Genomic DNA, 24,651 nt, shown 5'->3' with positions numbered 1-24,651 from the left:
GCCTGATTATTATTCTTGTCCCGGTCCATCTTAGTGAGTAATTTCGTGGAGGAAACACGAGATTTCGCGCAGCCGCTGTGCGTTTTAGCACAGTGGTAAGTCTGTACTGGCCTCTTCGCGGGCACGCCCGCTCCCACAAGGTAACGCGATCCCTGTGGGAGCGGGCGTGCCCGCGAAGAGGCCGGACGAACAGCAAAAAGGATCAGCATGTTCGACTGGAACGATCTGCGGTTTTTCCTCGAGTTGCAGCGCAGCGGCCGTCTGCTTACCGCCGCCAAGCGCCTCAACACCACCCACAGCACCGTAGCCCGGCACATCGAGAGCATCGAACAAAGCCTGGGTACCGCGTTGTTCGTGCAGCATGCCCAGGGCTATGAACTGACCCCCTCGGGCCAAGCCCTGCTCAAGCATGCCGAAGCCATGGAAAACGTCGCCCTGCTGGCGCAGGAAGAAATCACCCAGGCCATCACGCCGCTCGGCAAGATTCGCCTGGGGGTGACCGAAGGCATCGGCATCATGTTCTTCACCCCGCGCATGAATGCGCTGTTCGACCGCTACCCCGGCCTGGAGGTGGAGCTGGTGGCGGTACCACGCTTCGTCAGCATCCTCAATCGCGAGGCGGAAATCAGCATTCACCTGGAACGGCCCAACGCCGACCTGCTGATCACCCGCAAGCTCACCGACTATCGCCTGGCCTTGTACGCCAGCCAAGCCTACCTGGATCGTGCCCCCCCGCTGCGCAACCGCGAGGACCTGGCCCGGCACAGCTGGATCGGCTACGTAGACGACTTGTTGTTCAGCCAGGAACTGCTGTTTCTCAATAGCTTCTGTCGCGCCCCCAACGTGGTGTTTCGCAGCACCAGCGTGATCGCCCAGCAAACCGCCGCCCGCGCCGGGCTGGGCATCGCCGTACTGCCCAACTACATGGCCCGTCACGACCCGACGCTGGTGCGCGTGCTGCCTGGCGAAACCATCCAGCGCAGCTACTGGATCTGTACCCGCCGCGAACTGCACAAGTCGGTGCGCCTGCGGGTAGTGTGGGACTACCTGCTGGCGCTGTGCGCGGCAGAACAGAGCGAGCTGCTAGCCCAGTAGCGCCTTGCCGGCCAGCAGCAGAGCCGCAGCCCAACCGGCCACGGCAAACATCTGCTGCAAGCGCGGCCCGGCCAGCCTGGCCGCCAATGGCCGAGCCAGCAGCAGGCCGAGCACCGCACCGACGGCGAACGGGGCGCCAACCCGCCAGTGCATGACCCCTGCCAGGCTGGCGCTGACCACGCTGCCGGTGGACACCAGCGCGATCACCGCCAGCGAAGTGGAGACGATGCTGGCCATCCGCAGGTTGGTGTAGCGGTTCAGGGCCGGGATGATGACAAAGCCACCGCCCACGCCGAGCAGGCCGGACAGCAGCCCGGACAGTGCGCCGGTGAAGGCCAGGGCGCGCGCGCAGGGCAGGGTCCAGCGCAAACGGCCCTGCAACGGGTTCAGCACGCAGGGTTCGATGTAGCGATGGGCGTCATTGGCTTCGCCGCGCAGTTCCTTGGCCGCCTTGCGCCAGATGCGCAGGCAGGCGTACACCAACACCCCGGCGAACACCAACTGCAGTGGCGTGTTCGGCAAGCGGTGGGCCAGCATCAGCCCGAACGGGGCCGCTGCCACACCGATCAATGCGATGAACAACGCCGCCCGGTAGCGCACCAAGCCCTGACGCAAGCCCAGCGCAGCACCCACCGCTGCCGCCATGCCGACAGCCAGCAGGCCGACCGGTGCAGCCTCAACCATCGACAAACCCAGGCCGAACACCAGCAAAGGCACTGCGAGAATGCCACCGCCGGCACCGGTCAACGCCAGCACGGCACCGATGATCGCCCCCAGGCCCGCTCCCAGTATTTGATGTTCGATCACTGCCGACCCTCGGCTACCAACGGCTGTGGCCGTGCGAGCCACTCGCGGCCTTTGAGCATGCCTTTCCAGTACAAGGGTGGCAGCACCTGTGCCTTGAGCAACCAGGCCAGACGTGTCGGTTTGCGGCCATCCAGCAACCAGTTGGGGAAGCTCGGTGCCAGCTTGCCGCCATAGGTGAACTCGGCCAGGACGATCTTGCCGCGCTCGACAGTGAGCGGGCATGAGCCATAACCATCGTACTGGGCCAGGGTAGGCAGCCTGCCCAGGGCCACCAGCACGTTGTTGGCCACGACCGGAGCTTGCTTGCGTGCAGCAGCGGCGGTCTTGGCATTGCTGGTATTGGCTACGTCACCCAGGGCATGCACGTTGGTGTATTTGCGATGGCGCAGGGTGTGCGGATCGACATCGACCCAGCCGGCGCTGTCGGCCAACGGGCTTTCACGAATGAAGTCCGGTGCCACCTGCGGTGGTACCACGTGCAGCATGTCGAAGACCTCGACACGGGTTTCGCTGCTGCCATCGGCCAAGTTGCGCACGAAGGTGGCGCGCTTGTTGGGGCCGTCCACGGCGACCAGGCGGTGGGAAAAATGCAGGTCCACGGCGTACTTGTCGATGTACTTCATCAGTGCGGGCACGTAGTCCGCCACACCGAACAACACTGCGCCGGCATTGAAGAAGCTGGCTTTCACAGCCCCCAGGTGACCGTGCCGCAGCCAGTGGTCGCAAGACAGGTACAGCGCCTTCTGCGGCGCGCCTGCGCACTTGATCGGCATAGGCGGCTGGCAGAACAGGGCTCGGCCTTGCTTGAGCTTCTGCACCAGTTCCCAGGTGTAGGGCGCCAGGTCGTAGCGGTAGTTGGAGGTGACGCCATTGCGGCCCAAGGTCTCGCTGAGGCCATCAATGGCCGCCCAATCCAGCTTGAGGCCGGGGCAGACCACCAACTGTTCATAACTGATGGCGCGGCCGCCTTCGAGCAGAACCAGCTGGCCCAGCGGGTCGAACCCCTGCACGCGTGCCTTTATCCAGCGCACGCCGCGCGGAATGGTCGAGGCCATGGTGCGAGCAGTGCTTGGCGCCTTGAAAACACCGGCACCGACCATGGTCCAGCCGGGCTGGTAGTAATGCACTTCGGCGGGGTCGATCAAGGTCACATCCAGCGACGGGTCACGGCTGATCAGGCTGGAAGCAGTGGCGATTCCGGCGGCGCCGGCACCGACGATGACCACTTTGTGGTGGTCGGTATTGGCAGGGGACAACAAGGCAGGCATGGCGGTAAATCCTGTAAATCTGGTTATGGGGCAGGGCGGTCACAGCTTGTTCAGCGGAATCTTCAGATAGCTCACACCGTTATCTTCCGGCGCGGGGAACTGGCCGCTGCGCATGTTCACCTGCACCGACGGCAGGATCAGCACGGGCATGTCGAGGGTCTTGTCGCGGGCTTCACGCATAGCGACGAAGCTGTCCTCGTCGATGCCCTGGTGGATATGAATATTGTTAGCGCGCTGCTCGGCCACGGTGGTGACGTACTGCATGTCACGGCCACCTGGCAGGTAATCGTGGCACATGAACAGCCGGGTCTGATCGGGGAAGGCCAGCAGGCGACGGATCGAGCGGTACAGGGTGCGGGCATCGGCCCCAGGGAAGTCGCAACGGGCGGTACCGTAGTCGGGCATGAACAAGGTGTCGCCGACGAACACCGCGATCTCGCCGGCGTCCTCGATCATGAAGCTCATGCACGCAGGCGTGTGCCCCGGGGTGTGCAACGCGCGGGCATGCAGGTTGCCAATACGGAAACCTTCCTCGTCCTCGAACAGCACATCGAACTGGCTGCCATCGCGGGCGAAGCCGGGCTCGGCGTTGAACAGGGCACCGAACACTTTCTGTACCTGGGTGATGTGCGCGCCGATGGCGGTATGGCCACCTAGCTTTTCCTTCAAATAGGCCGCCGCCGAAAGGTGGTCTGCATGCACATGGGTTTCCAGCACCCACTGCACGCTGGCTTCAAGCTCGGTCACACGCTGGATCAGGCGGTCCGCCGACGCAGTGCAGGTGCGCCCGGACTTGGGGTCGTAATCCAGCACACTGTCGATCAATGCGCATTGGCGGGTTTCACGGTCCATGACCAGGTAGCTGATGGTCGAGGTCGCCTTGTCGTAAAAGGCGTCCACGTGCAGGTTGTTGCCGATGATCATCGCGTTCTCCAATTTATCCGCCCAGCCTTGTACAGGCGTAGGCAGTGTCAGGAGGTTTATCAAGATACATGCCAGGCAACTTCCTGCCCGTGGGTCAACGAAACCGGTCGGTTGCTGACAGTTGCCGACGACAGTGGCAGCGCAGATGGCAGTCGACTGTCAGCCAATGGCAGTGTTTGGCAGTCCTTGTTACCCTGCCCCGGTCATCCAATCGGTGCCGTCATGCCTGAAGCCCATCCCCTCATCCTAGCTTTGGTTTCCTATCTTGAGCACGATGCCCTGCCAACCATCGTGCTGGATACCGACTACAACATCCTGGCGGCCAATGCTGCCTATCGCCGCCAGTTCGGCCGCCATGAGCAGGCACCCCTGGGTGAAAAATGTCACAAGGTCTCGCACCACTACGCCGTGCCTTGCGACCAGGCCGGCGAGCATTGCCCGATGCGTAAGGCATGGCAAAGCAAGGTGCCGGAGCGTGTGCTGCACATTCATCACACGCCACGCGGCCCCGAACATGTGGATGTCGAGCTGCGGCCGATCCTGGATAAACAGGGCAGGGTGGTGGCCTTTGTCGAACGCCTGACCAGCATCACCCTCGCCTCGGCACAGCCTCAGGGACAAGGGCTGGTCGGCCGAGCACCCGCTTTCAAGGCGGCTCTGGCCAGCCTGCAGCGTGCGGCGCCAGCGCAGATCCCGGTGTTGCTGCAGGGGGAATCGGGTACCGGCAAGGAACTGTTTGCTCGCGCGGTACACATGGGCAGCCCCAGGGCAAACGGCCCGTTGGTGGTGGTCGACTGTACTGGCCTGACCGAGTCGTTGCTCGAGAGCGAGTTGTTCGGTTACGAGAAGGGCGCGTTCACTGGCGCCAACCAGCGCAAGATCGGCCTGGCTGAAGCGGCGCACGGCGGCACCCTGTTCCTAGACGAAATTGGCGAGGTACCGCTGGCGATGCAGGTGAAGCTGCTGCGCCTGATCGAGTCCGGCAGCTTCCGCCCGGTGGGTAGCCTGCGCACGGTGCATTCGGATTTCCGCCTGGTGTCGGCAACCCATAAACCGCTCAGGCAAATGGTCGCGGACGGCACCTTCCGCGAAGATCTGTACTACCGCATCAGCGGCTTCCCGATCCGTCTTCCTGCTTTGCGCGAACGGGTAGAGGATCTGCCCTTGCTCGCACAGAGCCTGCTACAGCGCATGGCAGGCAAGCCGACACCGAGGCTGAGCGACGACGCCTTGCAGCAGCTTGGGCTGCATCCATTTCCGGGCAACATTCGCGAGCTGCGCAACATTCTGGAAAGGGCTCGCTTGTTTGCCGATGACGGACTGATCCGGCCAGAGCATTTGCCGGAGGATATTGCGCCGGCGGGGGTGATTACGGCAGGTGGCAGGCGCAATCATCTGGGCGAGCTGGCGCAGGCACTGGAACAGTTCAAGGGCTCACGCAGTGAACTGGCCCGTCACCTTGGCCTGAGCGAGCGAACGCTGTATCGCCGGTTGAAGGCGCTTGGCCTGAATTGACGCGTTGGTTGTGCTGGCCGTATCGCCGGCAAGCCAGCTCCCACAGGTACAGTACAGGCCGTGAATACAGCGCAATACCCGCTCCCACAATGATGGCGCTTCATGGACCTTTACCGGACCTTTACCTCTGTCCTGACATTAAGCGGGAATGATTGTGGTCTGATCAGTTAACCGAACCTGGTAGCCAGTCAGCTCCCGCCAGGCATCAACATGCAGAGGACCGCAAAATGAAGAAAACCCTGACCGTGATCTGCGCCGCGCTCATGCTCAGCGCCCCCTTGGCCAGTTTCGCGCAGCCAGGCCCACCCGACCGGCATGATGGCGGCCCATCGCACCAAAGCAACCCACCGCATGGTCAGCCGCAGCACCAAGGCCGACATGATAATGGCCGCGGTCCCGCTTATCGTGACCCGAACTTCCATCCACAACAGGGCATGCCGGTTCCGCATCAGCAGTGGCAGCGTGGCCATGTGGTTGACCCGCATTACCGTGGCGACCGTTACTGGGTGACCGACTGGAAAGCACGCCACTTGTATGCGCCACCGCGTGATCACCGCTGGTTGTATGTGAACGGGGACTATGTGTTAGTGGCCATTGCCAGTGGTGTCATCGTCAACGTCCTCAGCGGTTACTGATTTCTACAGGCACAAAAAAGCCCGCATCTGCGGGCTTTCTTGTGCCTGGTGATTTACGCCGGATGTAGGTTCACAAAATAGGTGATAGGCCAGACCCCGTGAAATTGGAATCTTCGCCATTTTTTTTGTGAAATGAAGGGGTGCTTTTCACAGAAAAGCCGAGAAATCCCTACTCACCAATCACAAAAGTTGATTGGCCTGGAAAGGGCCGTTTACGACCGACGCGTGACTTTTCGGTAAGGGATGAGGAGTAGTCGCAGCGATCCTTTAGCTCCTAGTCTGGCGACCTTGGGTTCAGAATCCGACTGGCAATGCCCGCCGTCACTACTTCAGAGGAACCAGCTTCCTCTGCTGCCAAAATTGCGGGGGGCTCATGCTGGTACCCAGGCCCGACAAATGCGCAGTTGCAGCCCTCAATTGCAAGGCTATCCAAAGCGGCACGCGTGTCAATCAAGATCTGATGCATGACGATGGCCGGCCTCACGGAGGTGAAACCGGAGATTCAGATTGACTAAACCGACCCCGTAGACACCAACCTCCACGAAGGCCGCTATCGACCCAAAGCTGTCCTTCAAGAAAGGCAGCTAACGGCGAGAAGCGGTCATTTTGTATCTACAGGTTTCGGGGCGATTCACTCGTCTGATGCTCAGGAGCACCAGGATGGGCGTCAAGGAGGTGGTCATCTTGAGGTGGACTATGCTGACCAGTTGCTCTCAAATCTAATCGTGAGGTCCTCCATGGCAAACCCCAATCTGCTGGCTCTATTCAGAGATGAAGTCCTTCTGACCGGGCCTGAAAGCTCCCTTCCAAGCAACCTATCTCAGTTCTGGCTTGAGGAGCTCCAGAGTCATCTGGAGAGGTATTTCGACGGTTTGAACTCGGATTCAGATGCAGAAGAGAAGGATCTCGACATCTCTCTCCCACTCGCAGCGATCATCCACATCTTGTTCGCGAAGAATGGTGGGGAGGAGATATCCGAGAGCTCTGAAAAGCTGTACGAGTATTTCCAAGACTACCGGCTCGAACTGGCCCTTGAAGAGATCACGCGAAAGACTCATGTGGCTGCCGAGGCTGCAACCATTGAGACCATCTTCACCAACCGAGATGTCCTGGTGGAACAAGGCCCCCTTCTTCAATAGGTACCTCCACCGATGCCATCGCCGGCGGGCACGCTCCGAGGCATTGATGGAATGCATTTTGACGGCTGCCGAGATCAGCGAATGAAAGAAATTGCTGCGCCGATGTTCGATCTAATCGCTTTGTCGCTTCCACGAGGGTTGGGGTTTGGGGACAGCCCGCCAGTAGGGGCATGGCTTAGTGAGGACGGAATTTCTTGTGCCGCTCTAACCCGAAATATCAATTCCGGCAGCTTCGGAATTGTCACCTTGCGGCGTCGTGTCGATAGCGTGTGGGTGCTCCTCAGCCATGGTGAGTGCACCACTGGCGAGTCCGAAGCCCGCGCCTCAATCAGCCATTTTCTCTATACCCAAGCCCATCCGCTTCCACTCCCTTCAGGTGAACGACGACGTGCTCCTCTAAGCAGAATGGGTAAGCGCACACCAAGCGTGGTGTTCAAATCACTATTTGATCCAAGCCGCCGTATTGGGGCGTGGGCGCTGAATCAACTGTATCTCGCACTGCCATCCCCAGACAGAAATTGGGTTCCCGATTGCCAGACTGAGAATTTTCACACCCGCCTCTGGGAAGCCCACCTATTAGCGATTTTTCGTGAACAGGGACTCTTGGTCACCCAGCCTAAAGAATCACCCGATTTTCACATCGAGAATAGGCTGGGAGATGAGGCCTGGGTTGAAGCAGTGACAGCCAACCCGGAAGAGCGGTATGAGCATTTTGGCGCCTCGCCGGTCCCCCCACCCGCTGACCGACATGAGCGTTTCTTAGGAGCGGCTGCAGAAAGGTTTGCGAGGACCATCCAAAACAAATTGGACAAGCGTTACGAATCCCTACCGCACGTGGAGGGTAAGCCGCTCATTCTGGCCTTAGCCGATTTCCATGCGCCCAGTTCAATGCTGTGGAGCAGGGAGTCGCTCATCAGCTATCTCTATGGCTTTGCAGTTCACTCATCTGCGCATCGTGGTACGCACCTGATAACTGTGGAGGAAGAGACATCTCTGCTATCAGGGCGCCCCAACGGCCTATTTACGCTAATGGAAAATGCCCATCTTTCAGCGGTCATTTTCACCAATGCCTGCACAGTGCCAAAGCTCAGCCGAGTGCCGATCTCAGGTGGAGCTCATCTAGACGGGTACCGATACTTGCGGTTTGGTGAGTTTTTCGACCGTTCTCCGGGAGCATCACGAGGTATCCCATTTCTGTTGGATGTAGCGTCCAGCGACTACGGTCAGCTCTGGCCGCAATATGGCTACGAGCCGTGGTCTGCTGAAGTGGAGGTATTCCATAACCCTATGGCACTATACCCGGTGCCTAATGAGTTGATACCAGAAGTCACCCACTGGAGAGAAGTAAACGGAAGAGTCGAGTGCGAATCTTTCTTTGATGTATCCATACTCCGATCCAGAACACTCGTCCTCAGTGCAAACGCTAAGGTTCCGTCACTCGATGAGTTGCTGACAGCAGCCAGTCCTCCAGAGCTCTGACGGCGGCGGGGTGGCCGCATCGTTGCCACGCAGGTAGATGAGAATTTCTCAGCAAGCTACCCAGCCAGGGGAAGGACATGAGATCCCCTGCGCAATTCAGGACCGTTGAAGCGTCACCTCTCTTCGGGTAAAAGCATGACCGTCATACAACGCTACAACAGCGTCATACCCGAGAGCATAGGAAGAAAAATGTCGATCCAAGGACTAAAACGATACTTTGGAAACAAGATTCACGCAGTGATAATGATGGCCCCGCTTAAGCGGGAAATGATACGCCTCGGCATATGCACCCTTATGGCGATTATTCTGAATATCATCTTGTATACCGGCGTTGAAGTAGACGGCACCATCAAGCCGTGGGCAGAAACCCCGATAAAACTGTTTGCATCGTCGATGTTATTCGCCTTCATGATCAAGGCTTTTCTGCCAGTTCTCGGCTGGACGATACTGAAAGCAATGCTGTTGAGTGCGAACAATGCCTTCAGCGGCATACTGAGTTTTTTGGGCAATCAGTTCACAGGCGTCATGTACTGTACCGGAATTATTATGGGTTCTATCACGATTAAATTGTATATGGTTTCCGGGGTTTTAGACTCTGAGTTTGCTTATCTGTCCGCAATCGTATTTGCTTCCGGGGTTTTATATTTCTATGTGCTGCAATGCGCCATTCAAAAAACAATGAGTCCGGCCCTGCGTACACCAGCAGTACCGCGTTAAACCACTAGGCTGTGACTATTCATCTCTGGTGCTCAGTAGGCGCTCGCTCTGCTGAACCCTCACCCATACACAACCATTAATGGACTGGCCCGCCTTCGACTTTATGAAGAAGGCGAGCGAGCACGTGACTGATTGCGCATGTATTCCGAGATGAGACTTTCGAAATTGATGTCCGCCTCCTCAACGAGAATATTGACGTGACAGTACAGCTCTTCAGGACCTCTGAGATAATTGAAAATCCTTGATCTAACGATGCCGCAAACCCCTTCTTTGACCGCCGTAGAGGGGAGGTTGATAACATCGCCAACGCACGGGATAAGAGCTAGGCCATGGTCGCTGTTGAAGACAATGTCAGCTGGACAGGCATCAATGCTGGCATCGGATTGTCCTTGCGAAACCTGCTGATAATCAATGCTATACCTCATGTACAGCCTACCTCATTTGTTGAGTGAGGAATCAGCGCCGCGGATCGTAAACAGAAACCTCAAGTTCGCAAGCGACGGGAGCATGTAGCGGATTTTCGGTACTAGAGAGCTTGGCAACTATCGTTTTTCAAGCACATACCCTACGCCCCGAAGCGTATGTATCAGTTTGGTCTCGAAAGGGTCATCTATCTTGGCTCTGAGTCTTCGAATCGACACCTCTACAACGTTTGTGTCGCAGTCAAAATTCATATCCCAAACCTGCGAAATAATTTGGGTGCGGCTCAGCACCACACCGGTATTACGCATCAGGTAATGCAGTAACGCGAATTCTTTCGTGGTCAGGTCAATGCGCTGACCGTCCCTGAATGCCCTGTGCCGGCTCTGATCAAGCTCCAGGTCAGCGACGCGAATGACCTCTACGGATGCAGGGTGATCTGACCTGCGCATCAAGGCGCGAACCCGGGCCAGCAGCTCAGGGAACTCAAATGGCTTGATCAGGTAGTCATCTGCTCCGTTCTCCAGCCCCCGGACCTTATCCGCCAGCCGGCTTCTCGCCGTCAGCATCATGATACGGGAAGGGCAGTTTTTACGACGCAACAACTCAAGGACCTGCCAACCGTCCATCTCTGGCAGATTTATATCCAGGATAATCAGCTCATATTCGTGCTGCTTAGCCAAGAATAATCCATCTGACCCGGTGTGGACGCAATCTACGACATAGCCACATTCCGTCAGACCTTGACGCACATACTCCGCAGTTTTTACTTCATCCTCAATTACCAGAATTCGCATGGGATTTTGTCTCGATATCACTGAGCAATTAACCGCGCACGCGCGCCGGCATTATTGAAAGGGATGGTAAATCAAAATGAGCGTGCCGGGGCTCAAATGACGGATTTGTAATTTCTAGGTAATACAGTTGATAGTCTGGCGGTATATCTTGTCGCGGTTTGGGTTTGACAGTTGCGGGCCCTCTCTCCAGCAGGTGATTTGACCTTATGAAGTATTGGGTTATTTTCTTCTTTGTGCTGGCTTCGTTCCGCTCAGATGACGGCGAGGTCGCTCACATTGAAGAGACTGGTCATTGGTGTAGTCATGAACTTCACCGGCATGCGATGCGTACAATCGAACGCCTACTTGAATTTTAGGCAAAAAAAAGGCGCCCAATGGGCGCCAAATATCCACCTTTTACCAAAGGAGCACTTAAGCCACTCAAGGTGAATGCGTAATGCTCGTTTTACTAACAGGACCCGCCAATGGATAACTGGCCCAGTTAGCGAATTACAGAATCGAAAGCGGGTACTCGATGATTACACGAGTTTCATCCAGATCCGATTCGAAAGCAGTGGCACGCGTGGTTGCCTGGCGCAACCGGAAGGACAGATCTTTTGCCGGACCGGTTTGGACAACGTATTTGACTTCGACGTCACGCTCCCAACGCTTCTGATTGTCGAGCGGGTTGCCGTTGTCGTCGGTGCGCATGTAGAACTGGTTAGCGTTCGAGTAATCCGCACCCGAGCCTCTGGCGTAGCGCGTCATGAACGTCAGGCCTGGAATGCCGTAGCTGGTGAAGTTCAGGTCATAGCGCAGCATCCAGGAACGCTCTTTCGGCGAGTTGAAGTCGCTGTACTGGATGGAGTTGTCGACGAAAATCGAGTCCGACTGACGCAGGTAGTCGAAATCGTCGTCGCCGTTGTTGCGCTGATGCGACAGGGCCAGGGTGTGGGCACCGTAACGCACACCGACCTTGGCACTCCAGATGTTGTTGTCGAATTCACCCAGGCGCTTCTTACCTTCATCTACGGCTTTGTAGTAGTTGAAGCCACCGATCAGCGCCAGATCGTCGCTCAGCGGGTAAACCACGCTTGTGCCGGCGTAGTACTGATTCCAGACGTCTTTCAGCTGGCTGGCGTAGACGCTCACAGTCCAGTTGTCGTTGATCGAGTAGTCACCGCCACCGTAACCGATCCATGGCGAGTTGACCGGGCCGCCGTAGAACGTCACGAAGTTGTCGTTCAGGTTGCTTGAGACCGGCTGGCTCATCGCATGCAGACGACCACCCTGGAGGGTAAGGCCCTGGATGCTGGTGTTCTCAACGGTCACACCGCGGAAACTCTCTGGCAGCAGGCGAGAGTCACCCGATGCGACGACCGGGGTCGATGGGAAGACATCACCCACTTTCACGATGGTATCGAACAAGCGGACTTTGGCTGCGCCGCCGACCTTGGTGTATTCGTCGCGAGCTTCACCCTTGTTATCAACGGGCAGCACGTCGAAGGAGCTACGGCCGCCGTTGCGCCCATCACCGGTGTCGAGCTTGAGGCCGATCATGGCAAAGGCATCAACGCCAAAGCCAACGGTACCTTGGGTAAACCCGGAGTTGAATTTGCTGATGATCGCGTGCGCCCAGGCTTCGGAGTAGCCGTTCGTATTGCCCTTGCCACTGTTGTAAGTGGGGGCGGTGCTGTCGCGGTTATCACGGTTGAAGTAGAAGTTACGGTTCAACACTGTAAGGCTGCTGCCTTCAATGAAGCCTTCTGGCTTGTCTTCAGCTTGTGCCGAAATAGCATAGCTTCCAGACAGCGCAGAAACTGCCGCCAAATACAGTGGTACTTTGATTTTCATCCGATGCTCCTTTGATTCACGGCAGTTTTTATTATGTTTACCGGCGCGGGTGTCGTTAATTGTTCTGACCAGGCGGCGCGCCTAGCGTAGCGCGAGCTCATATTTGCAGGCCGAAGATAACGGGGGGGTGATAGGAAAATTACAATTTCGTCATCTACCTGTTGTTCGGGCCTTCGCACCGCGTGTTTGCCATCTCCGTTGCTTGTAACGAAATCATCGTGTCGGGTTTGGTTTCCCAGTATTTTCGGGCATTACAGGACATTCTTACGGAATTGTAATTTTCTAGCCACCCCTCTGATAGCTACCGCTCATTAGAGTGCCATCACCTAATCAAGTGGGGCTTGGCAGCTGTTTCGGCGTTCTCGCCAAGCTTTATCGAAGTTTGTGCACGAGGACCATCAAAGTGCCCCGGTATAACCGCAATGTCTTACCCAAGACCCCCGTCTCGCCCTGGAAGATCGCTGCACTCTGTGCAGTCATCTCTGGGTTGATGGCGCCTGCAGCCCTTGCCCAAAGCATCAGCTTGCCCCAGGCGCTTTCGACGGCCATGGATGCCAACCCAGACCTGGCCGCGGCCAGGCAAGAAATTGGGATCGCTGATGGTGCTCGCAAGCAGGCCGGGCTTATCCCCAACCCCACAATCTCGTATGACGTGGAAGACACCCGTCGTAACACCAGCCAGACGACTGTCTCTCTCAGCCAGACCCTTGAGCTGGGCGGTAAGCGGGGGGCTCGTGTTGACGTCGCCACATACGGGCAGACCGCCGCACAGCTTGAGTTAGACCGTCGCGTTAACGGCCTGCGTGCAGATGTCGTCCAAGCCTTTTACGCCGCGTTGCGGGCCCAGACAGGTCTCGACCTGGCCAAGCAATCTCTCGAACTGACTGAGCGCGGTCTTCGCATCGTCGATGGCCGTGTTCGCGCAGGTAAGTCGTCCCCAGTGGAGGCGACCCGCGCTCAAGTGCAACTGGCCGAAGCCCAGCTGCAAGTTCGACGTGCAGAAACGGAAAAAGCGACCGCTTACCAACAGCTCGCTCAAATTACCGGGAGCTCAGTCACCGTGTTTGATCGACTCGAATCGCCAACCCTCTCCCCGGGCTTGCCACCTCGCACTGAAGATCTGCTGGCTAAGCTCGACCAAACAGCAGAAATGCGTCAGGCCGTGGTGCAGATAGACAAGAGCGATGCCTCGCTCGGCTCAGAGAAAGCTCAGCGTATCCCGAACCTTACTGTCAGTGTAGGTAGCCAGTACGACCGCTCTGTGCGCGAGCGGGTCAACACTGTGGGCCTGTCTATGCCTTTGCCGCTGTTCGATCGTAACCAGGGCAACATTCTTTCCGCTTCTCGTCGTGCAGATCAGGCCCGGGACCAGCGCAATGCTGTTGAGCTGCGCCTGCGCACCGAAACCCAAACCGCGTTGAACCAATGGTCCACCGCCATGCAGGAGGTCGAGTCCTACGACAAGACCATTCTGCCTTCAGCCCAACAAGCCGTAGAGACCGCAACCCGCGGCTTCGAGATGGGCAAATTCGGTTTCATCGAAGTGCTGGATGCCCAGCGCACCTTGATCGTCGCTCGTGGCCAATACCTCGAATCGTTGGCAGCGGCGACCAATGCGCGTGCGCAGGTGGAAAGGGTTTATGGCGAAGTCGGCTCAACCGCCGGCACTCGCTGAACGGGCCAAACATTTTCTTCGGCACACAGCCTTGAACAAGCCGGTGCCTACGATCAGCAGGAGTAGCAATGGATAACAAACGCAAGATCGCCCTCGCGGTAGCCGCTGTGGCAGCCCTCGGATTTGGCAGCCTTGCCTGGAACAACAGTTCCGGACAGCAGGCCGCCAGTACTGCCGAGCATGGCGCTAACGATGGCCATGGCGACGAAAAGAAAGCCGCATCTGCCGCCAAAGAGGAAGGTGATGAGGGCCATGGTGAAGAAGGCCACAGCGAAGAGGGCGGTGAAGAAGAGGGCAAGCTGACGCTCAGCGCTGAACAGATCAAGGCCGCTGGTGTTGCCCTGGAAGCTGCAGCGCCTCGTGACCTCGGTACCGTCGTGAGCTTCCCTGGCGAAATTCGCTTCGACGAAGATCGTACTGCCCACGTGGTTCCTCGTGTTCCTGGCGTTGTTGAGGCTGTCCAGGCCAACCTGGGCGAGACGGTCAAGAAAGGGCAAGTCCTCGCGGTAATCGCCAGCCAGCAGATCTCTGACCTGCGCAGCGAACAACAGGCCGCACAGCGTCGCGTCGAACTGGCGCGTGTGACCTTCGAACGTGAGAAGCAACTGTGGCAGGACAAGATCTCTGCAGAGCAAGACTACCTCCAAGCACGCCAAGCGCTGCAAGAAGCGGAGATCTCCTTGGCCAACGCCAAGCAGAAGGTCGGCGCAATCGGTGCCTCGGTTAACTCCGTTGGCGGTAATCGTTACGAGCTCCGCGCTCCCTTCGACGCCGTGGTAGTGGAGAAACACCTGACCGTCGGCGAAGTCGTCAGCGAGGCGACCAACGCCTTCATCCTTTCCGACCTGAATCAGGTCTGGGCGACCTTCGCAGTTCCGCCGACAGATCTGGGCAAGGTCACGACTGGCCGTGCAGTGAAAGTCTCTTCGCCTGACATGAACGTCGAGGTCGAAGGGAAGGTGGGTTATGTCGGCAGCCTGCTGGGCGAGCAAAACCGTGCAGCTACTGTCCGCGTCACCTTGACCAACCCCAACGGCGCCTGGCGTCCAGGCCTGTTCGTAAACATTGCGGTCACCTTCCAGACCGATCGAGTTGCCGTAGCGGTCCCTGAGCACGCTGTGCAGACCGTTGAAGACAAACCTTCGGTATTCGTACGCACCCCAGATGGCTTTGACACCCGCCCGGTAAAACTGGGTCGCCGCGACAATGGGTACGTGGAAATCATCGACGGTATTGAAGCCGGCGCCCAGGTAGCAACCAGTGGCAGCTTCACACTCAAGTCCGAGCTCGGCAAAGCTTCTGCCGAACACGGTCACTGATGCGAACTGACAGGATGATTTCTCATGTTTGAACGTATCATCAGATTCGCCATCGAGCAGCGCATCGTAGTAATGATCGCCGTTCTGATCATGGCGGGTATCGGTATCTACAGCTATCAAAAGCTGCCCATCGATGCGGTACCCGATATCACCAACGTCCAGGTGCAGATCAACACTGCAGCGCCTGGTTACTCGCCCTTGGAAACCGAACAACGGATCACGTTTCCAGTTGAAACGGCCATGGCCGGTCTCCCGGGCCTTCAGCAGACCCGTTCCCTGTCTCGCTCTGGCCTGTCTCAGGTCACCGTGATCTTCAAGGATGGCACTGACATCTTCTTTGCCCGCCAGTTGATCAACGAGCGGCTGCAGGTTGCGAAGGAACAGCTGCCAGAAGGTGTAGAGGCCGTCATGGGTCCGGTATCTACCGGCCTCGGCGAGATCTTCCTGTGGACTGTTGAAGCCGAAGATGGCGCGGTCAAAGAGGACGGTACGCCGTACACCCCGACCGACCTGCGCGTGATCCAGGACTGGATCATCAAGCCTCAGCTGCGTAACGTCCCGGGTGTGGCCGAGATCAATACCATCGGCGGTTATGCCAAGCAGTTCCTGGTTGCGCCGGATCCAAAGCGCCTGGCTACCTACAAGCTGACACTCAATGACCTGGTCGCAGCGTTGGAAAGTAACAACGCCAACGTCGGTGCCGGCTACATCGAGCGTAATGGTGAACAGTTGCTCATCCGTGCACCGGGTCAGGTAGGCAATATCGAAGACATCGCCAACATCGTGATCACCAGTGTGGATGGTGCACCGATTCGCATCAGCAGCGTTGCTGACGTCAGCATCGGTAAAGAGCTCCGTACAGGTGCTGCTACTGAGAACGGCCGCGAAGTCGTGCTCGGTACCGTGTTCATGCTGATTGGTGAAAACAGCCGCACCGTATCTCAAGCTGTCGCCGCCAAATTGGCGGACATCAACCGCACCCTGCCAAAGGGCGTGGTGGCTGTGACTGTTTACGACCGTACCAACCTGGTTGAAAAAGCCATCGCGACGGTGAAGAAGAACCTGGTGGAAGGCGCGATCCTGGTTATCGCCATTCTGTTCCTGTTCCTCGGCAACATCCGTGCGGCTCTGATCACCGCGATGGTGATTCCGCTGTCCATGCTGTTCACCTTCACAGGCATGTTCAACAACAAGGTCAGTGCCAACTTAATGAGTTTGGGGGCACTCGACTTCGGCATCATCGTCGACGGTGCCGTGGTTATTGTAGAAAACGCGATCCGTCGACTGGCTCATGCGCAACATAAGCATGGCCGCATGCTCACCAAAACCGAACGCTTCCACGAGGTCTTTGCCGCGGCGCGAGAAGCTCGCCGGCCGCTGATCTTCGGTCAGCTGATCATCATGGTGGTGTACCTGCCGATCTTCGCCCTCACCGGCGTCGAAGGCAAAATGTTCCACCCGATGGCCTTCACCGTTGTGATGGCGCTGCTGGGTGCAATGGTCCTGTCCGTTACCTTTGTTCCTGCAGCTATTGCCATGTTCGTCACTGGCAAGGTGAAGGAAGAGGAAGGCGTGGTCATGCGCACAGCTCGACTGCGCTATGAACCGGTTCTGCAATGGGTGCTGGGACATCGGAACATCGCTTTCTCGGCCGCAGTAGCCTTGGTCGTGCTCAGTGGTTTGCTGGCAAGTCGTATGGGTAGCGAGTTCATCCCAAGCCTCAGTGAGGGTGACTTTGCGATGCAGGCCATGCGTGTGCCTGGAACGAGCCTCACTCAATCTGTCGAGATGCAGCAGCGTCTGGAGAAAGCGGTGATTGCGCAGGTGCCTGAAGTTGAGCGGATGTTCGCACGCTCGGGTACCGCAGAAATTGCATCTGACCCGATGCCGCCGAACGCCTCTGACGCCTACATCATGCTCAAGCCTCAGGATCAGTGGCCTAACCCGAAGAAGCCTCGTGATGAGCTGATTGCTGAAGTGCAGAAGGCCGCAGCGGGTGTTCCAGGAAGCAACTACGAGTTGTCGCAGCCAATCCAACTGCGTTTCAACGAGCTGATTTCGGGCGTGCGTAGTGACGTCGCTGTGAAAGTCTTCGGCGATGACATGGACGTGCTCAACAACACCGCCAACAAGATCGCGGCAGCGCTCAAAGCGGTCCCGGGCTCATCGGAAGTGAAAGTTGAGCAGACATCCGGCCTGCCGGTGCTGACCATCAACATTGACCGCGAAAAAGCAGCACGCTACGGCCTGAACATCGCGGATGTTCAGAACTCGATCGCTATCGCCGTGGGTGGCCGTCAGGCCGGCACGCTGTATGAGGGCGACCGTCGGTTCGACATGGTAGTACGCCTACCAGAGACCGTTCGCACCGACGTAGCGGGTATGTCCAGCTTGCTGATCCCGGTACCTGCCAATGCGGCACAGGGTGCCAATCAGATCGGCTTCATCCCGCTGTCCCAGGTCGCCAATCTGGACCTGCAACTGGGCCCGAACCAAATCAGCCGCGAGAACGGCAAACGTCTGGTTATCGTCAGCGCCAACGTTCGAGGCCGCGATCTGGGGTCCTTCGTTGAGGAGGCGACCGCATCGCTGGACAAGAAGGTGCAAATCCCTGCGGGCTACTGGACGACTTGGGGGGGCCAGTTCGAGCAGCTGCAGTCGGCTGCCAAACGCCTGCAGATCGTTGTTCCAGTCGCCTTGCTGCTGGTCATGACCTTGTTGTTCCTGATGTTCAACAACCTGAAGGACGGCATGCTGGTCTTCACCGGTATTCCATTCGCACTCACCGGTGGTGTTGTGGCGTTGTGGCTGCGGGACATCCCACTGTCGATCTCGGCAGGTGTCGGCTTCATTGCACTGTCCGGCGTTGCAGTACTGAACGGCCTGGTGATGATTGCCTTCATCCGCGGGCTAAGGGAGGAGGGACGAACGCTCAGACAGGCAGTCGATGAAGGTGCATTGACCCGTCTGCGACCTGTTCTGATGACAGCCTTGGTAGCGTCCCTGGGCTTCATCCCGATGGCTTTGGCCACCGGCACCGGTGCCGAAGTTCAGCGGCCATTGGCGACGGTGGTGATTGGCGGGATCCTGTCCTCCACCGCACTGACCTTGCTGGTACTGCCTGCCCTGTATCACTGGGCACACCGCAAGGATGAAGACGGCGACGAGGCCGAAGTGGTTAGCTAACAGCCTCCGCTAAAGAGAAGCCCACAACACGTGTTGTGGGCTTTTTTGTTTAAAGTGAAGTAGATGCACTTACCTTTCAAAATTGTAAGTTTCTCGTCATGCCGGTGATGCCTATGCATTGCTAAGGTTACGCCCGAGAAGTTTTGAAATTGAGAGGGTTTTATGAAAAAGCTAATTATCGCTGCTGCACTTGTTGTTTTCTCGGTGGCTTCGCAGGCCAACACTTTCTCCGAGAGCAAGCAGCTTCAATACACCAAGGAACACCAGACCGCAGTGGCCAAGTACGCGGAGAAAAATGGCAAGCCAATGCCAGAGATTCAGGATTACAAATATGGCATGAAGATAGACGTTGCGAAATTCGTACGTCAGTCGCAGGACCCCCGTACCTGCCAGGTCTATCCACGGTTGATGACCTTCGAGGACTCCCAGGGCACGCTCAAGACTGTTCGTTACTCGATGTATTCGCAATGCATCAACAACAAGTAGTAAACGATTTGAACAGAACAATTAGAGAATTCATAAATGCCAGGCAGTGCCTGGCATTTTTTATTACGCCCGATACCCCATAGCTTCGAAATGTTAACGCCTGGGCTCGGGCAAACCGTGCAATAGATCTTAGCCAACCAACAGAGACGGCTCCCCAACTGCAGAGGGCAATTGGAAGCCTTGACCCCAGAAGGGACGAGTTATGAAGAGTTTGCTTGAACGCCCTGATGACCAAGCCGGGCATGAAGGTCATAGCCATGAGCATGGCGGCATTTTTGGAATGAACACAGAGCTGATTTTCGCGCTGATCTGTAGTGCTCTCCTGGGTGCCGGAGCTCTCGCAGGAAAACTTGGCCTGATTGATCGTCTGCCTCTGATTCTGTACGTGTCGGCCTACGTGTTCGGTGGATGGTTCACCACTAAGGAAGCGGTTACCAACATCCGTCAGAAACGCTTCGAGATCGACTCGCTGATGCTTCTCGCCGCAGTCGGTGCCGCGAGCATCGGCGCCTGGGCGGAGGGGGCTCTGCTGCTGTTCCTGTTCAGTCTGGGGCATTCCCTTGAAAGCTACGCGATGGGGCGGGCCAAGAAAGCGATTGAGGCACTGTCCAAGCTCGCACCAGCCACCGCGATCGTACGCAGAGCAAATGGCACGGTGGAGATGCCCGTGGAGCTGCTGGTTCCCGGTGACGTTGTCATCGTGCGCCCCAATGACCGCCTGCCGGCCGATGGTTTTGTAGTCGTAGGCTCCTCAAGTATCAACCAGGCGCCAGTAACCGGTGAGAGCGTCCCCGTGGACAAGCAACCTGTTCCTGATGCCGAACTCGCACGCAGCAAGCCAGATGCAGTGGATGCAGCCTCGAAAGTCTTCGCCGGTACCATCAATGGCGAAACGCTCATCGAGGTTGAGGTAACCCGGCGCTCTACGGAGAGTACCTTGGCGCGGGTCATCAAGATGGTCAGTGAAGCCGAAGTCAGGAAGTCACCGACCCAGCGATTCACGGACCGCTTCCAACGCATATTCGTCCCGTTGGTTTTACTGCTGGTAGTCGGGCTGCTATTTGCCGGCATTTTCCTTGACGAGCCGTTCCGTGACTCGTTCTACCGGGCGATGGCCGTACTGGTTGCAGCCAGCCCCTGCGCGCTCGCGATCGCTACACCAAGCGCCATTCTCTCTGGCATCGCCAGGGCAGCCCGAGGTGGCGTGCTGATCAAGGGCGGTGCGCCACTTGAAGAGCTTGGATCATTGAATGCCATGGCATTCGACAAGACCGGTACCCTGACCGAAGGGCGCCCACGTATCACCGATGTAATACCCATAGGCGGCACGCAGATCGAGGATCTGCTAAACGTCGCCATCGCTGTGGAGTCGATGAGCGACCATCCGCTGGCTGCGGCAATTGTGCGTGACGGTGAAGAGATGATTGGCACACGGCGCCGATTCCAAGCCAAGAACATGAGCAACATGATTGGCCGCGGCGTGCGTGCTGAGCTTGATGGGCAGTTCGTCTGGATTGGCAAGGTCGAGATGTTCGGTACCAATGGTATTCCCGCACTCAGCAAGGCAGCCCTGGAGGCTGCGGAGCGTCTACGTCAGTCAGGCCGTACCACCATGGTGGTACGGCGTGCTGACAAGGATCTGGGCGCTATCGGGCTATTGGACACACCCCGGGAGGGGGCCAAAGAGGCACTCCAGAAGCTTAGAGAGATGGGCATCGAACGCATGGTCATGATTTCTGGAGACCACAACCGCGTTGCAGAGGCTGTAGCCAAACAAGTTGGCTTAGATGAAGCGTGGGGAGACCTGATGCCGGAAGACAAGGTCAAGGCCATCAAAAACCTGCGCCTTAGCGCCAAGGTGGCCATGGTGGGTGACGGCGTCAATGATGCCCCTGCCATGGCCAGTTCGAGCGTTGGTATCGCAATGGGGGCTGCTGGATCTGATGTTGCCCTGGAAACGGCTGATATCGCGCTTATGGCTGACGACATCAGGCAACTCCCATTTGCGGTGGGGCTGAGCCGTCACACGCGATCGATCATCCACCAGAATCTGTTCGTCAGCTTGGGGATTGTGGCCATCCTGGTTCCGTCCACCATCATGGGCTTGAGCATTGGTGCCGCTGTTGCGATCCATGAGGGCTCCACACTGTTGGTCGTCTTCAACGCCTTGCGCCTGTTGGCCTACCGCAGAAGCACCTGATCCCTGAGCTTCAATCATGAAGCTAAGCAGGGAAATGACCTGAAGTAGAAGTACGGGTCGTGCGCGATCAGCGCACGACCCGTACTTTTCTCTCACTCGTCGATCCCGATGCGCTTGAGGCTTTCAAGGGCCTTTCCGCACTCAGGTGAGCCATGCCGTAAGCCGCAGGCCAATGCAGCTTTGAGGCTCATGACACCGGCTACGAAACCGACTTGATTGCCGACTCCGTGTCCGTCCGCAAATCCCTGATCATACGCAATCTCGACAAGCGCATTGATCGCCGCCAGGGTGTCCTGTTTGTTTTTACTCTTTTGCATATCTACTCCGCGAGCATTCAGCTCATATCGCTCGGTTAGGTGGCGGCGCCTTCAGGTTTGGGGTGAGCGAATCCCGCTCCCATAGCCAATCCCTAACGGGGGGCTCAGCCCGCCACCGTAAGGAAAATCAGCTATTGAGAGCAGATGACTCGTTTTGGTCACCCGTGCTGCTCGCCTCACCGCATTGGCACTGAGTGGGTACATCCGGGTAGTCGCTGTGATTCTCAATGAACAGCGTTCGGCAGGTTTCGCACCCATAGATCCGGGGCAGGGATTTAAGGCCGCTCGGAAGCACGTCACTCAGAGGCTCGTTATGCCAAGGAGCCCCGTCAAGGATTCTTGAACGCAGGATGTTTCCCAGGCGCCAGGTGTCACTTTGTGCGCGCCAGGACCACATCGGCGCAGAAAGCGAATACTGGATGAAGGTCTCTTGTGACTGCCTGGATAGCGGGTACTTGGGGCGGGTCCAGCCGGAATCGATGATGCTGAACCCCATGCCCATTTCTGCGCTCGGGTGGGTCTTTTCACCAAAGAAACGGTCATGCGTCGCTGGAGCCGTCGCATGATGGTCAGTCGGTGGGAATACCCACAGATAACACTCATCCCGGTTGACCATGCTGATGAGCTCGCTTGGCCCCCGCATGGGGGAATTTGCAGCCAGGGCGAAGCGATCCTTCCACGACATTTTGGGAGGCGGCGCAATACCAGCAGCGATGGCCAACGTGGCAGTCTTGGGGACGAAGCGATCGCCTAGCTCGTTCAGATCCAGGTTCTTGCAGAGAGCCTTGAAGGCCTTTTTGCGAGTCTTCGAGCTGAAGGAGGGGTCAAGGAGCAGGCGAACCTGGTTCACGCCGATTCCCGCAGTTCGTAGCACCTCAATGACTTCTTCAGCCACACCGACTGCTTGAAGATCGGTCAATCCTAAGCACGTTTTCGCCCGCTCGACCGCCGCGTAGAGGTTGTACTGCCGTGTCTCGTTGTCACGACAGACCTGAATTGGCAGCTTGTCTTGGATGGCAACTTGCGGTGCAACGGAGCCGATGGCCGCGTGGAACAGCTGGTGGAGGTGCAGATGAGAGTACGGGCGGCCAGAAGCCGAGAACGAGGCGTGCAGCTGAGCAGCGAGAGGTTGAAGCAGCTTTTTTGCAGACATGACTATCCCCTAATGAGCGACGTTGGGGTAGCTGCGCTTGTAGGGCCGTTAGACGCGAAGCTGGACGTCGAATCAGGTTCAATCATGAATAGGAGTCAGGTTTGATTTGCTTGCACGGCCACCATGCAAAGCCCGACGCGGCAATCACATCAGATTCGCCGAGCTTTGGCAAGAGCGGTCATCGGTAAGCGAAAGCAGGTAGGAGGAGGGCGCTCCATGCTTGATCACCTCCAGAAACAGGAAAGCCGGAAGCACGTTGAGCGCTTCCGGCTTTCTCACGTCAGACTGATGAGAGGGATCAGAAGACGTATTGCAGGCGGGTCACGATGGCATTGCCGCTGTCGTCGCCCACGGTGTTCTCGTTGTTGTCGGTGCGCACGTTGATGTAGTTGGCACTGACTTTCACCGCCTCGTTGACGTACCAGTTCACACCCACCGTGTGGCTCTTGGCCTTGCGCTCGTTCGATTGGTCCGCCGCGGTGACCAGGTTGCCGTCTTCGACCTTGATATCGTCAAAGCGGTAGAAGACTTCCCAGGCCCCCAGTTCCTTGTTCTCTGGTTTGATAGTGTCGAACTTGGCACCATCGAGCTTGTAGATACGCGGCTCGCCGGTCAGGGTGTAAGCCATCTGGGCGTAGTAACCGGAGGCCTTCATGTCGTTGTTGGCCTGGTCAGCTTTCAGCTTGCGGCGAAGGTATTCCGCTTGAACCGAGAACGGGCCGGTGGCCCAGGCACCTTCGAGACCCCAGACCGAGTCGTCCTTCCACAGGCCATCTTGTGCAGCAGCACCGCCAAACAGCATGCGGTTGCCGTTGGTGCCGGCATCGCCGCCGCCATTGGTATCTACACCGCGGACGCCCAGACGCGAACGAATCCGGGTATCGACCGCACTGTTTTTGAGGTCGCGGTAAGCGTACTGAGCACCGACGTGCAGGACGTTGCCATCACTGTGCAGCGGTGCGAACACGCCACGTACGTTGTAGCGCTTGGTGCTGTCGCCATCCGAGTTGTTATTGGTTTCGCTGAAAACGCTACCGGAAACATAAGCCATGTCAGCGATGGTGCTGGTGGCTTGAACACCCATGCCGGCGTTGTCGTTGATCCAGTCCGCCAGGTCGTACGAGAGGTTCCGCTCCATGGCGGTGGTCCACTTCGAACTGGTGGCTTTCTCAAGACCGAAGTCGGTGTAGAAACGGCCAAAGCGCAGTTGCACCGGCTTGAAACCCGTGTAGGTCAGGCTGGCTTCGTCGAAGTAGCCGTCGGAGTCGTTGCCCGTGTTGCGGGAAAGGTCGTAGTTGAGCTGATACTTCCAGTCGCGGTACAGCACGCCACCGAGCTCAAGGTAGGCGCGACGGAAGTAGCCTGCGTCAGCGGTATCGCCATTCTTGGTGAAGACACCATCGAAACGGCCGTAGTCGGCCTGAACTCGGCCGCCCAGTTTGAAACTGAATTCCTTGTCAGAAGTCGATACTTCAAGACCGCCCTTGGTCTTCAGAACGATGTCAGCTCCGTCAGTGGTTACTGTTCCGGAGAATGCTTGCGAGGAAAATGTGCCTATTATTGCGGCAGCCAACAGCTTTTCCCGCATGTTCGAAGAACGGATCATTGCTTGCCTCTCGTATGTTAAGTGCTTAGCTACCGACGTTATATTTCGCCCTGCGCCGGCCTAAATTTATCTTGCAGATG

20 protein-coding genes are annotated in these 24,651 nt (G+C 57.5%); 11 read left to right on the top strand and 9 right to left on the bottom strand.

What is annotated here, in order from left to right; all coding sequences use genetic code 11:
• The first annotated feature begins 207 nt into the window (after positions 1-207).
• Positions 208-1,095, top strand: a complete 888-nt coding sequence (locus JV551A3_RS01115) for a LysR family transcriptional regulator (RefSeq protein WP_133969799.1) — start codon at positions 208-210, stop codon at positions 1,093-1,095.
• On the opposite strand, the gene JV551A3_RS01110 is transcribed toward JV551A3_RS01115, so the two are convergent.
• The 3 genes from JV551A3_RS01110 to JV551A3_RS01100 are packed head-to-tail and all read right to left on the bottom strand — an operon-like array spanning position 1,084 to position 4,094.
• Positions 1,084-1,902, bottom strand: a complete 819-nt coding sequence (locus tag JV551A3_RS01110; protein ID WP_133969798.1) for a sulfite exporter TauE/SafE family protein — start codon at positions 1,900-1,902, stop codon at positions 1,084-1,086. The genes JV551A3_RS01115 and JV551A3_RS01110 overlap by 12 nt on opposite strands.
• Entirely contained in the window at positions 1,899-3,170 is a 1,272-nt protein-coding gene (locus JV551A3_RS01105; RefSeq protein ID WP_133969797.1) for an NAD(P)/FAD-dependent oxidoreductase, read from the bottom strand. The genes JV551A3_RS01110 and JV551A3_RS01105 overlap by 4 nt, the downstream gene beginning before the upstream one ends.
• Positions 3,171-3,209: 39 nt before the next feature.
• Positions 3,210-4,094: an MBL fold metallo-hydrolase gene (locus tag JV551A3_RS01100; protein ID WP_133969796.1), complete on the bottom strand. Its 885-nt coding sequence runs from the start codon at positions 4,092-4,094 to the stop codon at positions 3,210-3,212.
• A gap of 222 nt (positions 4,095-4,316) precedes the next feature.
• On the opposite strand from JV551A3_RS01100, the gene JV551A3_RS01095 reads away from it, so the two are divergent.
• The 5 genes from JV551A3_RS01095 to JV551A3_RS01075 all read left to right on the top strand — a co-directional run bounded on the left by JV551A3_RS01095 (position 4,317) and on the right by JV551A3_RS01075 (position 9,579).
• Positions 4,317-5,609: a sigma-54 interaction domain-containing protein gene (locus tag JV551A3_RS01095; protein ID WP_133969795.1), complete on the top strand. Its 1,293-nt coding sequence runs from the start codon at positions 4,317-4,319 to the stop codon at positions 5,607-5,609.
• A 227-nt stretch (positions 5,610-5,836) separates the two neighbouring features.
• Entirely contained in the window at positions 5,837-6,244 is a 408-nt protein-coding gene (locus tag JV551A3_RS01090; RefSeq protein WP_133969794.1) for an RcnB family protein, read from the top strand.
• 737 nt (positions 6,245-6,981) lie between these two features.
• On the top strand, positions 6,982-7,383 hold the full coding sequence (locus JV551A3_RS01085; protein WP_012269857.1) for a hypothetical protein: 402 nt from the start codon (positions 6,982-6,984) through the stop codon (positions 7,381-7,383).
• An 81-nt stretch (positions 7,384-7,464) separates the two neighbouring features.
• Positions 7,465-8,862: a hypothetical protein gene (locus JV551A3_RS01080; RefSeq protein WP_223296393.1), complete on the top strand. Its 1,398-nt coding sequence runs from the start codon at positions 7,465-7,467 to the stop codon at positions 8,860-8,862.
• Positions 8,863-9,051: 189 nt separating this feature from the next.
• Positions 9,052-9,579: a hypothetical protein gene (locus JV551A3_RS01075; RefSeq protein ID WP_012269855.1), complete on the top strand. Its 528-nt coding sequence runs from the start codon at positions 9,052-9,054 to the stop codon at positions 9,577-9,579.
• Positions 9,580-9,680: 101 nt separating this feature from the next.
• Here JV551A3_RS01075 and JV551A3_RS01070 read toward each other — a convergent pair whose 3' ends face one another.
• From JV551A3_RS01070 to JV551A3_RS01060, 3 genes are all read right to left on the bottom strand, one after another.
• Positions 9,681-10,004 (bottom strand): hypothetical protein, encoded by a 324-nt coding sequence (locus JV551A3_RS01070; RefSeq protein ID WP_010951457.1) that lies wholly within the window; start codon positions 10,002-10,004, stop codon positions 9,681-9,683.
• A gap of 117 nt (positions 10,005-10,121) precedes the next feature.
• Entirely contained in the window at positions 10,122-10,796 is a 675-nt protein-coding gene (locus tag JV551A3_RS01065; RefSeq protein WP_003253420.1) for a heavy metal response regulator transcription factor, read from the bottom strand.
• Positions 10,797-11,285: 489 nt separating this feature from the next.
• Positions 11,286-12,629 (bottom strand): OprD family porin, encoded by a 1,344-nt coding sequence (locus tag JV551A3_RS01060; protein ID WP_003253422.1) that lies wholly within the window; start codon positions 12,627-12,629, stop codon positions 11,286-11,288.
• Positions 12,630-13,032: 403 nt separating this feature from the next.
• Between JV551A3_RS01060 and JV551A3_RS01055 the strand changes: the two genes are divergently transcribed.
• The 5 genes from JV551A3_RS01055 (at position 13,033) to JV551A3_RS01035 (ending at position 21,495) form a co-directional block, all read left to right on the top strand.
• Positions 13,033-14,304 carry a TolC family protein gene (locus JV551A3_RS01055; RefSeq protein ID WP_010951456.1) on the top strand — a complete coding sequence of 424 codons (1,272 nt, stop codon included), beginning with the start codon at positions 13,033-13,035 and terminating at the stop codon, positions 14,302-14,304.
• A gap of 68 nt (positions 14,305-14,372) precedes the next feature.
• On the top strand, positions 14,373-15,623 hold the full coding sequence (locus tag JV551A3_RS01050; RefSeq protein ID WP_012269854.1) for an efflux RND transporter periplasmic adaptor subunit: 1,251 nt from the start codon (positions 14,373-14,375) through the stop codon (positions 15,621-15,623).
• A gap of 24 nt (positions 15,624-15,647) precedes the next feature.
• Complete coding sequence (locus tag JV551A3_RS01045; RefSeq protein WP_010951454.1) at positions 15,648-18,809, top strand: CusA/CzcA family heavy metal efflux RND transporter; 3,162 nt, start codon at positions 15,648-15,650, stop codon at positions 18,807-18,809.
• Positions 18,810-18,971: 162 nt separating this feature from the next.
• On the top strand, positions 18,972-19,295 hold the full coding sequence (locus JV551A3_RS01040) for a DUF2790 domain-containing protein (protein WP_003253432.1): 324 nt from the start codon (positions 18,972-18,974) through the stop codon (positions 19,293-19,295).
• Positions 19,296-19,497: 202 nt separating this feature from the next.
• Positions 19,498-21,495: a heavy metal translocating P-type ATPase gene (locus JV551A3_RS01035; RefSeq protein WP_133978230.1), complete on the top strand. Its 1,998-nt coding sequence runs from the start codon at positions 19,498-19,500 to the stop codon at positions 21,493-21,495.
• A 92-nt stretch (positions 21,496-21,587) separates the two neighbouring features.
• On the opposite strand, the gene JV551A3_RS01030 is transcribed toward JV551A3_RS01035, so the two are convergent.
• The 3 genes from JV551A3_RS01030 to JV551A3_RS01020 all read right to left on the bottom strand — a co-directional run bounded on the left by JV551A3_RS01030 (position 21,588) and on the right by JV551A3_RS01020 (position 24,571).
• A complete protein-coding gene (locus JV551A3_RS01030; protein WP_010951451.1) occupies positions 21,588-21,812 on the bottom strand; it encodes a hypothetical protein in 225 nt (74 codons plus the stop codon).
• A gap of 127 nt (positions 21,813-21,939) precedes the next feature.
• Entirely contained in the window at positions 21,940-22,965 is a 1,026-nt protein-coding gene (locus JV551A3_RS01025; protein WP_011953109.1) for a hypothetical protein, read from the bottom strand.
• Between the two features lie 298 nt (positions 22,966-23,263).
• Positions 23,264-24,571: an OprO/OprP family phosphate-selective porin gene (locus tag JV551A3_RS01020; RefSeq protein WP_009395904.1), complete on the bottom strand. Its 1,308-nt coding sequence runs from the start codon at positions 24,569-24,571 to the stop codon at positions 23,264-23,266.
• Positions 24,572-24,651 lie beyond the last annotated feature (80 nt).

Origin of the sequence: Pseudomonas inefficax (assembly GCF_900277125.1) — a bacterium.
GTDB classification, from domain to species: domain Bacteria; phylum Pseudomonadota; class Gammaproteobacteria; order Pseudomonadales; family Pseudomonadaceae; genus Aquipseudomonas; species Aquipseudomonas inefficax.
The sequence above is the reverse complement of the archived record's forward strand: the minus strand, read 5'-3'. Positions and strand labels throughout refer to the sequence as shown.

Coding starts and splice junctions, on each gene's coding strand:
- JV551A3_RS01060 (WP_003253422.1), bottom strand. CDS start 12,629: ATGAAAATCAAAGTACCACTGTATTTGGCGGCAGTTTCTGCGCTGTCT.
- JV551A3_RS01095 (WP_133969795.1), top strand. CDS start 4,317: ATGCCTGAAGCCCATCCCCTCATCCTAGCTTTGGTTTCCTATCTTGAG.
- JV551A3_RS01070 (WP_010951457.1), bottom strand. CDS start 10,004: ATGAGGTATAGCATTGATTATCAGCAGGTTTCGCAAGGACAATCCGAT.
- JV551A3_RS01065 (WP_003253420.1), bottom strand. CDS start 10,796: ATGCGAATTCTGGTAATTGAGGATGAAGTAAAAACTGCGGAGTATGTG.
- JV551A3_RS01105 (WP_133969797.1), bottom strand. CDS start 3,170: ATGCCTGCCTTGTTGTCCCCTGCCAATACCGACCACCACAAAGTGGTC.
- JV551A3_RS01100 (WP_133969796.1), bottom strand. CDS start 4,094: ATGATCATCGGCAACAACCTGCACGTGGACGCCTTTTACGACAAGGCG.
- JV551A3_RS01025 (WP_011953109.1), bottom strand. CDS start 22,965: ATGTCTGCAAAAAAGCTGCTTCAACCTCTCGCTGCTCAGCTGCACGCC.
- JV551A3_RS01075 (WP_012269855.1), top strand. CDS start 9,052: ATGTCGATCCAAGGACTAAAACGATACTTTGGAAACAAGATTCACGCA.
- JV551A3_RS01020 (WP_009395904.1), bottom strand. CDS start 24,571: ATGATCCGTTCTTCGAACATGCGGGAAAAGCTGTTGGCTGCCGCAATA.
- JV551A3_RS01080 (WP_223296393.1), top strand. CDS start 7,465: ATGAAAGAAATTGCTGCGCCGATGTTCGATCTAATCGCTTTGTCGCTT.
- JV551A3_RS01050 (WP_012269854.1), top strand. CDS start 14,373: ATGGATAACAAACGCAAGATCGCCCTCGCGGTAGCCGCTGTGGCAGCC.
- JV551A3_RS01035 (WP_133978230.1), top strand. CDS start 19,498: ATGAAGAGTTTGCTTGAACGCCCTGATGACCAAGCCGGGCATGAAGGT.
- JV551A3_RS01115 (WP_133969799.1), top strand. CDS start 208: ATGTTCGACTGGAACGATCTGCGGTTTTTCCTCGAGTTGCAGCGCAGC.
- JV551A3_RS01090 (WP_133969794.1), top strand. CDS start 5,837: ATGAAGAAAACCCTGACCGTGATCTGCGCCGCGCTCATGCTCAGCGCC.
- JV551A3_RS01040 (WP_003253432.1), top strand. CDS start 18,972: ATGAAAAAGCTAATTATCGCTGCTGCACTTGTTGTTTTCTCGGTGGCT.
- JV551A3_RS01085 (WP_012269857.1), top strand. CDS start 6,982: ATGGCAAACCCCAATCTGCTGGCTCTATTCAGAGATGAAGTCCTTCTG.
- JV551A3_RS01030 (WP_010951451.1), bottom strand. CDS start 21,812: ATGCAAAAGAGTAAAAACAAACAGGACACCCTGGCGGCGATCAATGCG.
- JV551A3_RS01045 (WP_010951454.1), top strand. CDS start 15,648: ATGTTTGAACGTATCATCAGATTCGCCATCGAGCAGCGCATCGTAGTA.